The organism is Rhodococcus sp. 5G237, from assembly GCF_053764735.1.
Genome location: NZ_JBSNCD010000002.1, coordinates 1 through 13,350 on the forward strand (window position 1 = coordinate 1; position 13,350 = coordinate 13,350).

Below are 13,350 nucleotides of genomic sequence, written 5' to 3' on the forward strand. Positions count from 1 at the left end.
AGTTACGGCGGCCATAGCGACAGGGAAACGCCCGGTCCCATTCCGAACCCGGAAGCTAAGCCTGTCTGCGCCGATGGTACTGCACTCGACAGGGTGTGGGAGAGTAGGACACCGCCGAACACCCGTTACCGAAGACCCCCAACATTGTTGGGGGTCTTCGGCTTTGAGAAGGGGACCCGCTTTCGCGGGTCCCCTTTTCTCGTATGCGGACATCCGGTCGACCTATGCTCGGAGATGTGGGACGGATCGAGCCGGCGACAAGCGTGTTCGGTGATTTCGAACTCACCATGGACGAACTACGGGCGGTCGCCCGATATGTGGCGGAGAGTGCACAGGCCGTGCTCCCCGTCTTCGAGGAGTCCGTGCCCGACGACCGTCGTCCACGTGCAGCACTCGACGCGGCCCGGGAATTCGTCGACGGTGCGCGACGAACGAGACTCCAGCGCGTCACCGCCCTGGATGCCCACCGAGCTGCGAAGGACGCACCGACCGAGGAGGCTTCCCTTGCCGCACGGTGCGCCGGCGATGCTGCAGCGGCTGCCTATCTGCACCCGATCGCGAAGGCGACCCAGGTCGGGCACATCCTGCGTGCCGCCGCGAGTGCCGCTCGCATCGCCGAACTCCTGGCTGACGGCGACCCGGGAGCAACGGAGGACGCGCTCGACGACGCCCGGCGACGCGCGACTCCCGAGGTGGTCGACGTCCTCTCCCGTTATCCGCTCGCACCCACCTCGAGAACTCGGGTCGGAGAGTTGATGAACGCACTGGATGCGTCTCTGCGTCGCGCGAACTAGGCAACGTCCGGAGGGGGACCCGGTGTTCGGGTCCCCCTCCGGATCTCCATCCCCCGCGACCGGTGCCCATCTCACCGGTCGCCGTCCGGAAGATCACGCCTACAGGTACCACCCGCCGTTGACGCCGATGGCCTGCCCTGTGATGAAGCCGGCGTCGTCCGTGCACAGGAAGGCAGCCGCCGCGGCCACGTCGTGCGGCGTGCCGGTGCGGCGCACCGGAGTCATGGTGGCCAGCACGTCCAGGTCGATCAGCTGACCGGGCTGTTCCTCGGCCCGCGCCATCGGTGTGTCGATGATCGACGGTGGAATCGTGTTGGCGGTGATGCCCTTCGGGGACAGCTCGAATGCCAGCGCCTTCGTCAGCGCGATGACACCGCCCTTGGATGCGACGTAGTGTGCGCGATCCGGTGCGCCGGACTGCGCGCTCGACGATGAGATCGTCACGATGCGGCCCCATCCTGCTTCGAGGAGGTCGGGCAGTGCCGACTGGATCGTGTTGAAGGTGCCGGTGAGATTGACGTCGAGGGTCCGCTGCCACGACTCCGCGGTAATCTCGCCGAACGGTGCGCTCTCCTGGATGCCGGCACTCGTGACGATGATCGAGATCGGGCCGAGTTCGGCGCGTGCCTTCTCGACGGCCGCATCGACGCTCGCCCGATCCGAGACGTCCACCTCGAGCCCGATCACCCGAGCTCCGTCGTTCGCCAGTTCGTCCGCTGCGGCCCGGACGGCGTCGCCGCTGCGGTCGAGCAGAGCGACGGGGTGGTTGCGTCCGGCAAGTTCTCCGGCGATCGCTCGTCCGATGCCGGATGCGGCGCCCGAGACGATGGCCACCCGATCTGCTGCCGTGCTGTTCTCAGTGGACATGGGCGCTTCCTTCCGTGACGGAGACGGGAGTGAACTCGAGATGGATCTCGGTCAGTCCGCGGAGGATGTAGGTCGGTTCGTAGGCGAAGTGCCGGTCGTCGGCGGGTCCGTGCTTCTCTTCCGAGATCCGAATGTCGCCGAGTCGGTCCAGCAGCCGCTCGACGGTGACACGTGCTTCCACGCGCGCCAGCGGACCGCCGGGGCACGAGTGGACACCGCGCCCGAAGGCGATGTGCTCGCGGGAGTTCTCCCGATCGATCCGGAACTCGTGGGGATCGGTGAATCTGCGGGGATCGCGGTTGCCCGCCGGCAGGGACACCATGACGGTGGTGCCCGCCGGTATCTCGACGCCCCCGAGGTTCGTCTTCTTCCTGGTCAGTCGGAAGTCGCTCTTGACCGGACCTTCCAACCGGAGCGCTTCCTCCACGAACTGCGGTACGAGACTGCGATCCTCGCGGAGTTGCTTCTGCAGGTCGGGGTTCTCGGCGATGAGCCGGAAGGCTGCCGTGATCAGGCGTGCGGTGGTGTCCTGCCCGGCACCGAACAGGAAGGTGGCGAGCCGGACGAGATCGACGACCTCGGGAGTATCGCCGTCCGCGTAGGTGGATCCGGCGAGGATCGACAGGACGTCCTTCCCCGGGTTCTTCCGCCGGTCCTCGATGTAGGCCGAGAACTTCGAATCCAGGAACTCCAGCGGATTGGTCCCGAGGGCGCCGTCCTCGGCCATCGCCCCGGGTGTCTGCGTCGACAGGTGCGCGACGAAGGCGGCGTGGTCCTCCTCCGGTACGCCGAGGAGATCGGCGATGGTGAGCAACGCGAAGGGTTGCGCGTACTGGTGGAGCAGCTCGACCTTGCCGGACTCGTGGAAGGTGTCGATCAGGCGATCCGCGAGCCGCCACATGAAGTCCTCGTTCTCGGCGAGACGTCGCGGGGTGAACAATCCGCCGAGCAGTCGCCGGACACGGGTGTGCTGGGGCGGATCCATCGTCACGAGGTGCTCGTTCAGCGGGATCTCGGGACGATGACGTTCGATCTGTTCGCCGATGTCGTCGCCCTCGGGTTCGAACGGCATGCCGGGGAACGGTCCCGTCGCGGCGTTGATGTTCGAGTACGTCGCCGTATCGCGAAGTACGGCAAGGCATTCCTCGAATCCGGTCACCGCGACCACGTTGCGTGGACCGGTGAACCGCACCGGGCATTCCGAACGGAGGTGATCGAAGTAGGGATGCGGGTCGGGGATGAAGGACGGATCCGTGAAGAAATCCTTGGAATCGAAGTCGTTCACTCGGGCTCCTGACGTCGTGCGCACACGAGGTGCGCAACTGCGGTGTTTTCCGATGAGAACGCCAGCCTCGCCCGATGCTGAGCGCCTGCCTAGCAGTGCTGGTTACATGGATAGCACGGGGGCCGAATGTGGTCAAGAGCACACTCGCCGGTGTGGTTACGATGAGCACGCATCGGTGCGCCGCACCGGCCGCGCGAAGCGGACGCCGACGACCACGGAGGTAGGGGATGACGTCGTCGAGGCGGATCGGCTCACCGGATGCGAAGAACAGGACCGTTCTGCTCGACGCGGCCGAGCAGTTGATGATCGAAAAAGGCTACGCAGCAGTTACTTCGAGACGTGTCGCCGAACGTGCCGGACTCAAGCCGCAACTCGTGCACTACTACTTCCGGACCATGGACGATCTCTTCCTCGAGATGTTCCGCCGGCGCGCCGAAGAGGGCCTGGCGGTCCAGGCCGAAGTGGCGAAGTCCCCCAACCCTCTTCGGGCCCTCTGGGAGTTCAGTACCGATCCCGCCGCGGTGGCCGTGACGATGGAGTTCATCGCGATGGCGCGTCATCGCGACGCGCTCCGCTCCGAGATCGCGCGCTATTCGGAGCTGTTCCGCGTCGGGCAGCGGGATGCCGCGCGCGCCGCTCTCGCACGGTCCGGATACGACCTGGCGCGGATTCCCCCCGTGGTGCTGTCGGTGCTGATGACGAGCATCTCGCGAGTGCTCGTGATGGAGGAGTCCCTCGGTCTGACGGCGGGTCATGCCGAGACCTACGAACTCGTCGAGTGGTGCCTGTCGATGCTCGAAGGTGGTGCCGACAGCGGCGGAACGGAATCTGCTTTCCAACGCCGTGACCTGGCCTGATGCGCCGCGGTAGGGGTCGGAGATCGAAGTCGTCCGAAATCGTGTATTGCAACTACGAGAATAGTATTCTACTTTTGGCTCGGGCAGACAGCCCGGCTTCGGCACCCGATCGCCCGCGGGTCGCCGAGGCGCTGCGCCACCGTGCGTGACCCGGCATCGGCCGGTCCCGCCCGTGCGCTCCGGCCGGCGATGCGCTCGTCGTGCCGGATCTCGAAAAAATTCTCGAAAAGTCTGCGAACACAGTCTGTTTCGGCGATGCTTGCGACCGTTCGATGGTCGGCGTCGTCCACGCTCATCTACTCCTGGAGGGGAGCAGCCGTGACACCTGCGAGGTGGGGGTCGTCGAGACGGTGGTGTGTGCTCGATGTCGGATCGGTGCGGTAGGCCGGAATGAGCACGACGGCCACGAAAGAGATCGGCGCGTGGGCCCGCGGCTACCTCCGCCGGCATCCGATGGCGGCGCTCGAAACCGTCGGTGGTCAGTGTGTGCTGGGCATCCGTGCCCTCCAGTACCTGATCCTCGACATCGCCACCCTCCGGTTCCCGTTCGCCGAGTTCGTCCGCCAGGCGGCCTTCATGGCCTCGGCTTCCGCGCTGCCCACGATGTTCGTCGCGATCCCGATCGGGGTGACCCTGTCGATCCAGTTCGGGCTGCTCGCCGGTCAGGTCGGCGCGACCTCCCTGGCCGGTGCGGCGAGCGGTCTCGCGGTCATCAAGCAGGGCGCACCCATGGTGGCCGCCCTGCTCATGGCGTCGGCAGCCGGTTCCGCTGTCTGTGCCGATCTCGGCTCCCGCAAGATCCGCGACGAGATCGACGCCATGGAGGTGATGGGCCTGTCGGTCGTCCGACGCCTCGTGGTGCCGCGCCTGGTGGCCGCAGTGGTGGTCGGTCTCGCCCTCACCGGCCTGGTCTGCTTTGTCGGCTTCCTCTCCGGATACATCTTCAACACCTTCGTGATGAACGGAACGCCAGGCAGTTTCGTCACGACGTTCGCGTCCTTCGCGACGATCGGTGACTTCGTGCTGACCATGATCAAGGCGGCGGTCTTCGGTGCGATCGTCGCGGTCGTCGCCTGCCACAAGGGTCTGTCGACGCGCGGCGGACCGGCGGGCGTCGCCGACTCGGTCAATGCGACCGTCGTCGCGTCGATCCTGCTCCTGATGATCGTCAACGTCGCCTTCACGCAGCTGTACGTGCTGCTCTTCCCGAAGACGGGGTTCTGACGATGGCGTCCCGGTACTTCCCCCCCGGCACCCGGTCGTTCGTCGTCGTCGCGACGGCGCAGGTCCGTTCGGTCCAGCGTCTCGGCCACATGGTCGTCTTCCTCCTGCGTGCCGTTGCCGCGATCCCGACGACCCTGCGGCACTACCGGAAGGAGTTCCTGCGCATCCTCTCCGACGTCACCTGGGGCAACGGCTCTCTCGTGGTCGGAGGCGGCACGGCCGGGGTGATCATCGTCCTGGGTGCGTCGGCGGGTGCGATCGTCGCCATCGAGGGATACAACGCGCTGCACCTGCTCGGGCTCGAACCCGCGACGGGAATGGTGTCCTCGACCGCCACGACCCGCGAACTCGCGCCCATCATGGCCTCGCTCGCGTTCGCCGCGCAGGCCGGGTGCCGGTTCACCGCCCAACTCGGTGCGATGCGCATCTCGGAGGAGATCGACGCCATGGAGTCGCTGGCGATCCGGTCGATCCCGTATCTCGTCACGACCCGGCTGCTCGCCTCGGTGGTCGCGGTGGTGCCGCTGTATCTGGTCTGCCTCACCGTGAACTACGTTGCCGTGCAATCGGTGATCGGGCTGACCGGGGGAGTGTCGGCCGGCACCTACGGCCACTACTTCTCCCTCGTGCTCAACGGCACCGACATCGCCTATTCACTGCTCAAGACCGTGGTCTTCGTCGTCATCACCACCACGATCCAGTGCTACTACGGCTTCTACGCCGCCGGTGGGCCGCAGGGTGTGGGAACGGCGGCCGGCCGCGCCATGCGGGCGAGCATCTCTGCGATGATCGTGGTCAACCTCCTCATGACCGTCGCCCTCTGGGGTATCGGTTCGGGCGCAAGGCTCGGAGGGTAGGCATGTCCATACTGCTCGAGAGCGACGTCGGACGGGCGACCCCCACCAGGCTGTTCGTCGCGGGCGCGGTGGCACTGCTCCTCGGTGTCCTCGGGGTGGGGGCCGTCGTGGCGAAGGCCGACGGCAGATTCACCCGGACGGTCGATGTGGAGGCCGTGCTCTCGGACATCGGTGACGGCCTCCCGGCGCGCTCGGACGTGAAGTTCCGGGGTGTCCTGGTCGGTGAGGTCGGCGAGGTCGTCCGTCCGGACGACATGTCCTCCCTCGTCGTGAGGATCGCGCTGAAAACCGGACATGCGCACTCGATCCCGAACACCGTCACCGCACGGGTCGTGCCGAGCAACGTGTTCGCGGTGTCGTCCGTACAACTCGTCGACAACGGTCCGGCACCAGCCCTTTCCGCCGGGGCGACGATTCCGCAGGACACGGGCCTCGAGACCGTCCAACTGCAGACCGCGCTGACGAAACTCCGCGACATCACCGCGGCGACCGCCCGCGTCGACACCCGGCACACCCTCGGCATCCTCGCGACCGTGGCCGAGGCGACCGATCGCCGAGGCGCCGACATCGTCGCCGCCGGAGAGAAACTCGACCGGATGGTCCGTGAACTCGGAGCGGTCCTCACCCCCGACGGCGGGCCCTCGACGCTGGTCGCACTCTCGGATGCCGTGCGCGGGCTGCAGGAATCCGCACCGGATCTGCTCGACGCCGTGAACCATGCCGTGGTCCCCATGCGGACCCTGGCGGAGAAGCAGGCGGAGTTCGGGACGTTCCTGACGGCGAGCGCCACCACTCTCGACCACGTGGCGAACGGCTTCGAGAAGCACATCGACCAGGTCATCGGGGTGACGACCTCCCTCACGCCCGTGCTGGGGGTCATGGCGGACGGAGCCGACGAGTTCCCACGCATCACCACACGGATGCGTCGCATCTCCGACAAGTGGTTCGAAACCTTCTGGCCCCACGGCGCACCGCGCGGGATGGGCAAGTTCATCTTCCAGTTCACGCCGCACCGGATGTACACGCGTGCCGACTGCCCCCGCTACGGCGACCTCGCCGGTCCGAGCTGTGAGACGGCACCCGAGACCGGGGCACCTCCGGTCTCGTCGTTGAACACCGGCCCCCGGAGCGGAACGCAGGTACTCAGCAGCATCCCCTCCGGCGGCAACGTCGGCCCGGTGGGCAGCGACGAGGAGAAGAAGCTGCTCGGTGCCCTCCTCGGAGGCGATCCGTCGGCCGCCGCCGAAGTACTGCTCGGACCGGTGGCGCGCGGAGCGATGATCTCGATCCTCCCGGACGAGGGGAGTGGACCGAGGTGAGCTATCGCAAGCCCCTGATCGGCCTCGTCCTGTTCTTGGTGCTGGCCCTCGCGGCGACGTGGCCGGTGGTCGTCACCCTCCAGCGGAACGTCCACGGCGACACGGTCGGCTACAGCGCGGTCTTCAGCGACGTCTCCGGCCTGCGGGTGGGTGACGACGTCCGGATGGCCGGCGTGCGGGTCGGACGCGTCGACGCGATCGAACTCGACGGGTCGGTCGCGAGGGTGGCGTTCCGCATCGAGGCGGGGCAGACGATCCACGACGACACCGAGGCCGCGATCACCTATCAGAACATCATCGGTCAGCGATATCTGGGACTCTCCCGCGGAGAGGGCGGCTCCGGGGCACCGGCCCCGGAGAACTGGGAGATCCCCCTCGAACGCACCGATCCGTCGTTCGACATCTCCGTGCTGCTCAACGGATTCGAGCCCTTGTTCAGCGTGCTCGACCCGGAACAGGTCGACCGCATCACGAGCGCGATCATCGCGGCACTGCAGGGGGACGGTGGTGCCGTCACGGCCCTCGTCGCCGAAACATCACGTCTCGCAGAGTCGCTCGCCGAGCCCGACCGCATCCTCGGTGACATCATCGTCAACCTGGACGCGGTCATCGGCGACCTCGCGACGCAGAGCGAGGACGTCGACGCCGTCCTGACCAGTGCCCGTGCGATCTTCTCCGAACTGTCGGCGCGGCGCGACGAGACGATCGGCTCGCTCGACTCCCTGTCTGCGACCGTCGACCGGATCGCGGCGATGAGCCGGGAGGTGCACCCCGACCTGCATGCGATGATCAGCCGCCAACCCGGTTTCACCCGGCACTTCCTCGACAACAAGGACAGCTTCGGATATTTCGGGGCGAATCTGCCGGGGCTGCTCAAGGGCCTCGCGCGCGTCAGTCAGGAGGGCAGTTACCTGAACACCTACCTGTGCAACTTCAACGTCACCCTGATCCCCGAAGTGGGATCGATCATCCCGTCCGTCGTCTCCGAGGTCACGCCCGAAGGGCGGATCACGCATTCCCCGGTGTGCAGGTGAGACCGTGACGCGGAAACCGACCCTCGAAGATCGCAATCCTCTGGTCATCGGGACCGTGGCGGTCGTGGTGATCGTCCTCGCGCTGGTCGCCACCGTCGTCGTCTCCCGCATCGGATTCTCCTCCGTGCGTTACGAGGCCGAGTTCGCGCAGGCGGCCCGGATCAGCGCCGGCGACGCCGTGACGATCGCCGGTGTCCAGGTGGGAACCGTCGAAGGAGCGCGACTCGCCGGGGATCACGTGGTGGTGGCGATGGACATCGACCGCGACGTCGAACTCGGATCCGGCACCGTGGCGTCGATCAAGCTCACCACACTGCTCGGATCCCGCTATCTCGAACTGCAACCCGCAGGAGGAGAACCCCTGACCGACAACAGGATTCCCCTCGATAACACCGTCGTTCCCTACGACCTGCAGGAGCTGCTCGCGGACGCGACGACCACCTTCGAGCAGGTGGACGCCGAACGTCTCGGGGAGACGATGACGCTGATGGCGGACGAACTCCACGGCGTACCCGAGCTTCTCCCGCAGGTCCTGCAGAACATCGAGAGTCTCTCCGGCACCCTCGCCGACCGACGCAGGCAGATCGGGTCGATCCTCGAGGCGACCGCGTCGATCACCACCATCGTGCGCGCCCAGCAGGACAGTCTCGGTGTCCTCGTCCGCGACGGGTACAGCATGCTCGCCGAGATCGAGAACCGCCGCAATCTGGTTCAGCGCCTGCTCGATTCGACCACCCGGCTCGTCAACTCCCTGCACTCGGTCGTCGTGGAGGACCGGACGCACGTCGACGCGATGATCGCCGATCTCGACGAGTTCCTGCAGACCCTCGCGAACAACGACGCGTTGCTCCGCAACATCCTCCAGATCCTGCCCGTCCCGATCCGGAACTTCACCAACGCGTCGGGGACGGGCAACGAGGTCGACTTCACGGCGCCGGCCGGACCGATGATCGACTCCTGGATGTGCGCCCTCGTGGGGCAGACCGGCGAGCCGAGCCTGCGCGACTATCTCGGGGAGTGCCGATGACGGTGAAGACGATGGTGAAGGGGATCGTGCTGGTCGCGATCGTCGCACTGGCGGGAGCCCTCGTGCTCGACCGGGTCCTGTCACCGGATCGGCCCGTCACCGTCACCGCACGGTTCGACAACGCCGCCGGTCTGTACGAGGGGAACGAGGTGTCGATCCTCGGGATACCGGTGGGGCGCGTGCTGACGATCGAACCGCAGGGCACTCACGTCGCGGTCGCGATGGAGATCGACGCCGGTGTCGACGTACCTGCCGACGTCCGGGCGGTGGCCGTGTCGACCTCCGTGCTCACCGACCGGCATGTCGAACTGACCCCCGCCTACCAGGGCGGACCGACCCTCGCGGACGGCGCGGTGATCGACCTGGACCGGACCCGGACCCCGATCGAATTCGACCGCCTGCTCGCGATGGCCGACACCCTGGCCCTCGAACTCGAGGGCGACGGGACGGGCGACGGACCGGTGGCACGACTGCTCGATGTCGGAACCGGGATGACTGCAGGCAACGGCGTCGGTATCAGGGCCGCTCTCGGCCGTCTGTCGGACGCACTGCGGATGAGCGCCGAGAAGGGCGCGGTGACGGGCAACGAGATCACCGCCATCGTCGACAACCTCTCCGCCCTGACGGACATCGCCGCCGCCAACGACGTCGAGATTCGCGAATTCGGCGAAGCCACGCGAAGACTCAGCACGGTCCTCGCCGACGCCCGGGTCGGAGCCGGCGACACCGGAACGAAACTCAACGAGATCCTCGCGCACGCCGAGCAACTGCTCGAGACCCACCGCGACGAGGTGCACTCGACGGTGACGAACGCCGAATCGGTCACCCGCGCGCTTGTCGACTACCGCAACGAGGTCGCCGAATTCCTCGATCTGTCACCGCTTCTCCTCGGCAACGCGTACAACGCGATCGACCAGGAACACGGTGCGGCCCGCGTCCACGCCCAGCTCGAGAAGGTCTTCTTCGACGGACATCTCGTCTCCCAGGTATGCGCGGCGCTGGAGATGCGCGACCACGGGTGCACCTCCGGAAACCTGAAGGACTTCGGCCCGGGCTTCGGCATCGCCTCGATGCTCGAGGGGATCGCGGGGTTGCCACGATGAGACACCGACACACCACCGGGCGACGACGGACGCGGGCCGTGGTCGCGATGATCGCCGCGTCGGTTCTCGGCACCACCGCCTGTTCGGTCGGCCTCGAGAGGCTTCCCCTTCCCGAACCGGGCGTGGACGGCGAGTCCTATCTGCTCCACGCGACCTTCGAGAACGCGCTCAACCTGCCGACGAAGGCCAAGGTGAAGCTCGCGGGTGCGGACGTCGGGGAGGTCGCGTCCATGCGGGTGGAGGAGTACTCCGCGATCGTGACCATGCGCATCGCCGAGGATGTGTCCGTCCCGGTGGGAACCGCCGCCGAACTGAGATCCGCCACGCCGCTCGGTGACGTGTTCGTCTCGCTGCAGCCCCCGGTGGATGCGGGCGGTGCCGCGGCCCTCGCTGCGGGGGACACGATCCCGTTGTCGTCGACTGCGGCAGCAGCGACCATCGAGGAGGTGCTGTCCACCGCATCGGTTCTCGTCAACGGTGGAGCGCTGCGGAACCTCACGAAGATCGTCGACGGGCTGGGGGAAGCGGTGGGGGATCGCGGCGACCGGCTCGGGACGCTCGTCGACGAGTCGACGCGGCTGGCGGGCCTCATCACCGCACGCACCGCCGAAATCGAGGAGTCCCTGACCCGCACCGACCGGCTCGTCGCGACCCTTGCGGAGCGTCGGTCGACGATCGACGAGGTGATGCTGGCCGCGCGCCCGGCGCTCGACGTCGTGGCCTCCGACACCGCGCAGCTGCTCGACCTCGTCGGGCAGGTCGACCGGATCGGGCAACAGATCGGGAAGTTCCCGTCCGTGCAGGGCACCGACACCCGCAGCACCCTCGCGGATCTCGACCGGATCGCCGAACAGCTGAACGCCGCCGCGACCCATCCGGACGCCAGCCTGAACTCGGTCAACCGGTTGCTCGCACCGATCATGCGGGTCACCAACAGCACGTCGGCGAACGTCGACGCCGACCTCGAGCAACTGGTGATAGGCGCTGTTCCCGCGCCCGGACATTCGGGAGACCCGGGCAGTCGCCTGCCCGACGAGACCGACTGGCAGGCGTTCGTGGGAACGCTGACGTACACGCTGATGCGATTGCAGCAGCGACTGGACGGAGAGGGTCCGTGAGCCGCCGCGGCCCCGTCGAGGTCGCCGCCGGCGGCATCGTCGCGGGGGTACGCTACGGCTACGCGCGTCGGCTGGGACTGTCCGTGGTCGCCCTCGCCACCACCTTCGTCGTCGGGATGACGTACCTGGTGTTCGGTGTGTTCGACGCGGGCCCGACGGCCGAGACCTACCGGATCCGGGTGCACTTCGACGAGTCGGGCGGCTTGCTGCCCGGCCGGGACGTCACGCTGCGCGGTGTTCCCGTCGGTACGGTCTCGTCCGTCGACCTGACGGAGGGCGGAGTGATCGCGGTCGCCGAGATCGATTCGCGGGCACGGATTCCGGCGGGTGGAGAAATTCGCGTCGCGGGCCTGTCGCTCGCGGGCGAGCAGTATCTCGACCTGCGTCCCGACAGCGACGACGGCCCCTATCTCGAGGACGGCGCCGAGATCTCGGCCGAGGATACCGCGACACCCGTTCCGCTGTCGACCCTCATGCACGACCTCGACGGCATGCTCGCCCAGATCGACCCCGACTCGCTGCGGGTGATCGTGGAGGAACTCGGTGTCGGGCCGGAGGGTCCGCGCAAACTCACCGACATCGTCGAGGGCGGAACCTTCCTCATCTCGACGCTCGACGGGGTTCTGCCGCAGACGGTCTCGTTGTTGCGCTCCGGCAGGATCGTGCTCCGCACACTCGCGGATGCCGCACCCGGACTGCAAGGCATGTCGGGGGAGATGTCGACCCTGCTCGGCGGAGTCGAATCGATGGACGAGGGATTCCGCAGTTTCGTCGACAGGACACCCGCGACGATGCACTCCGTCGACGCTCTCCTCGCGGAGAACTCCCCGACGATGGTGCAACTGCTGGGCAACCTGACGACGGTGGCGCAGATGGCGCACGTGCGTGTCCCCGCCCTGAACGAGTTCTTCTTCCCGAGCGATCGGGACGGGTCGACGCTCGAAGCGCTCATGACCGCCTTCCGCGACGGCGGCATCTGGGCGCTGGTGAACATCTATCCCCGCAACTCGTGCGACTACGACCTGCCGCGACGACCACCGACGATCGCGGATCATCCGGAGCCGTATCTGTACACCTACTGCACCGACCCCGACCCGTCGACGCTCGTGCGCGGCGCCCGCAACGCGCCGCGTCCTCCCGGTGAGGAGGGCGCCGCGACCATGCCGCCCGGCGTCGATCCGCTCCGTACGTCCGACCCGGCTCCCGTCGGGCCGTACAGCGTCCCACTCGACTACGGCGGACCGACAGTGCCGAACTGACCTGTGCCCGACGATCGTGCAGAACCCAGGAGAACCGACATGAGCACCGACACCGCGACCCGCACGGACGGAACCGAGACGACCGACGACACGGATACGGGTGCATCCGAAAAGAATTCGAGAAGAAGGTGGTTCGCGCGGATTCCCCTCCTTCTGCTCGTGCTCGTCGCGGTGGCGGGACTGGTGGCCGCAGCGGTGCTGGGAACCCAACTCCGGAACGCCCGCGCCGTGGAGGACGCCGCCCGCGCGGCGTCGGAGGCTGCACGGCAGTTCGCCGTGACGTTGACGTCGGTGGACTCGGCGGACCTCGACGCCGACTTCGCCGCGGTACTCGACGGAGCCACCGGCGAATTCGAGAAGATGTACGCCGAGTCGAGTGCACAACTCGAACAGGTGCTGATCGACAACCAGGCACGCTCGGAGGGTGTCGTCGTGGAGTCGGGTATCAGATCCGCGACCACGACGAAGGTCGAGGTCCTGTTGTTCGTCGACCAGAGCGTCACGAACACTCTCGTTCCCGAACCGCGACTCGATCGCAGCCGCGTGGTCATGACGATGGAACTCGTCGACGGCCGGTGGCTCGCGTCGCAGGTGGATCTGCCCTGA

General features: G+C 67.2%; 13 protein-coding genes and 1 rRNA gene. 12 read left to right on the forward strand and 2 right to left on the reverse strand.

Translation table 11 applies throughout. The features are described from left to right. Positions 1-3: 3 nt before the first annotated feature. Together rrf and ACWPOC_RS03335 are read left to right on the forward strand one after the other, a co-directional pair. Positions 4-120: ribosomal RNA gene (gene rrf, locus ACWPOC_RS03330) — 5S ribosomal RNA — on the forward strand. 167 nt (positions 121-287) lie between these two features. Then, positions 288-794 carry a putative immunity protein gene (locus tag ACWPOC_RS03335; protein WP_183070782.1) on the forward strand — a complete coding sequence of 169 codons (507 nt, stop codon included), beginning with the start codon at positions 288-290 and terminating at the stop codon, positions 792-794. Positions 795-893: 99 nt separating this feature from the next. Here the strand turns inward: ACWPOC_RS03335 and ACWPOC_RS03340 are convergent, their stop codons facing one another. Beyond that, positions 894-1,661 (reverse strand): SDR family NAD(P)-dependent oxidoreductase, encoded by a 768-nt coding sequence (locus tag ACWPOC_RS03340; RefSeq protein WP_060653486.1) that lies wholly within the window; start codon positions 1,659-1,661, stop codon positions 894-896. Next, complete coding sequence (locus ACWPOC_RS03345) at positions 1,651-2,946, reverse strand: cytochrome P450 (protein WP_120281237.1); 1,296 nt, start codon at positions 2,944-2,946, stop codon at positions 1,651-1,653. The genes ACWPOC_RS03340 and ACWPOC_RS03345 overlap by 11 nt, the downstream gene beginning before the upstream one ends. A gap of 227 nt (positions 2,947-3,173) precedes the next feature. On the opposite strand from ACWPOC_RS03345, the gene ACWPOC_RS03350 reads away from it, so the two are divergent. From ACWPOC_RS03350 to ACWPOC_RS03395, 10 genes are all read left to right on the forward strand, one after another. Continuing rightward, positions 3,174-3,803, forward strand: coding sequence for a TetR/AcrR family transcriptional regulator (locus ACWPOC_RS03350; protein ID WP_120281238.1), 630 nt, complete (start codon positions 3,174-3,176; stop codon positions 3,801-3,803). A gap of 390 nt (positions 3,804-4,193) precedes the next feature. Next, complete coding sequence (locus ACWPOC_RS03355) at positions 4,194-5,027, forward strand: MlaE family ABC transporter permease (RefSeq protein ID WP_120281239.1); 834 nt, start codon at positions 4,194-4,196, stop codon at positions 5,025-5,027. A gap of 2 nt (positions 5,028-5,029) precedes the next feature. Further along, positions 5,030-5,884: an ABC transporter permease gene (locus ACWPOC_RS03360; protein ID WP_120281240.1), complete on the forward strand. Its 855-nt coding sequence runs from the start codon at positions 5,030-5,032 to the stop codon at positions 5,882-5,884. Between the two features lie 2 nt (positions 5,885-5,886). Further along, positions 5,887-7,203: an MCE family protein gene (locus ACWPOC_RS03365; protein ID WP_120281241.1), complete on the forward strand. Its 1,317-nt coding sequence runs from the start codon at positions 5,887-5,889 to the stop codon at positions 7,201-7,203. Next, positions 7,200-8,237 carry an MCE family protein gene (locus tag ACWPOC_RS03370; RefSeq protein WP_120281242.1) on the forward strand — a complete coding sequence of 346 codons (1,038 nt, stop codon included), beginning with the start codon at positions 7,200-7,202 and terminating at the stop codon, positions 8,235-8,237. Before ACWPOC_RS03365 ends, ACWPOC_RS03370 begins: the two co-directional genes overlap by 4 nt. 4 nt (positions 8,238-8,241) lie before the next feature. After that, positions 8,242-9,264, forward strand: a complete 1,023-nt coding sequence (locus ACWPOC_RS03375; RefSeq protein ID WP_455408016.1) for an MCE family protein — start codon at positions 8,242-8,244, stop codon at positions 9,262-9,264. Beyond that, positions 9,261-10,367: an MCE family protein gene (locus ACWPOC_RS03380; RefSeq protein WP_120283905.1), complete on the forward strand. Its 1,107-nt coding sequence runs from the start codon at positions 9,261-9,263 to the stop codon at positions 10,365-10,367. Before ACWPOC_RS03375 ends, ACWPOC_RS03380 begins: the two co-directional genes overlap by 4 nt. After that, positions 10,364-11,485 (forward strand): MlaD family protein, encoded by a 1,122-nt coding sequence (locus ACWPOC_RS03385; protein ID WP_120281243.1) that lies wholly within the window; start codon positions 10,364-10,366, stop codon positions 11,483-11,485. The genes ACWPOC_RS03380 and ACWPOC_RS03385 overlap by 4 nt, the downstream gene beginning before the upstream one ends. Next, the gene (locus tag ACWPOC_RS03390; protein WP_120281244.1) at positions 11,482-12,744 is read left to right on the forward strand and encodes an MlaD family protein; all 1,263 of its coding nucleotides are present in this window, start codon (positions 11,482-11,484) and stop codon (positions 12,742-12,744) included. Before ACWPOC_RS03385 ends, ACWPOC_RS03390 begins: the two co-directional genes overlap by 4 nt. 39 nt (positions 12,745-12,783) lie before the next feature. Further along, positions 12,784-13,350, forward strand: a complete 567-nt coding sequence (locus ACWPOC_RS03395) for a hypothetical protein (RefSeq protein ID WP_120281245.1) — start codon at positions 12,784-12,786, stop codon at positions 13,348-13,350.

Coding starts and splice junctions, on each gene's coding strand:
- ACWPOC_RS03335 (WP_183070782.1), top strand. CDS start 288: ATGGACGAACTACGGGCGGTCGCCCGATATGTGGCGGAGAGTGCACAG.
- ACWPOC_RS03340 (WP_060653486.1), bottom strand. CDS start 1,661: ATGTCCACTGAGAACAGCACGGCAGCAGATCGGGTGGCCATCGTCTCG.
- ACWPOC_RS03350 (WP_120281238.1), top strand. CDS start 3,174: ATGACGTCGTCGAGGCGGATCGGCTCACCGGATGCGAAGAACAGGACC.
- ACWPOC_RS03355 (WP_120281239.1), top strand. CDS start 4,194: ATGAGCACGACGGCCACGAAAGAGATCGGCGCGTGGGCCCGCGGCTAC.
- ACWPOC_RS03360 (WP_120281240.1), top strand. CDS start 5,030: ATGGCGTCCCGGTACTTCCCCCCCGGCACCCGGTCGTTCGTCGTCGTC.
- ACWPOC_RS03365 (WP_120281241.1), top strand. CDS start 5,887: ATGTCCATACTGCTCGAGAGCGACGTCGGACGGGCGACCCCCACCAGG.
- ACWPOC_RS03380 (WP_120283905.1), top strand. CDS start 9,261: ATGACGGTGAAGACGATGGTGAAGGGGATCGTGCTGGTCGCGATCGTC.
- ACWPOC_RS03385 (WP_120281243.1), top strand. CDS start 10,364: ATGAGACACCGACACACCACCGGGCGACGACGGACGCGGGCCGTGGTC.
- ACWPOC_RS03395 (WP_120281245.1), top strand. CDS start 12,784: ATGAGCACCGACACCGCGACCCGCACGGACGGAACCGAGACGACCGAC.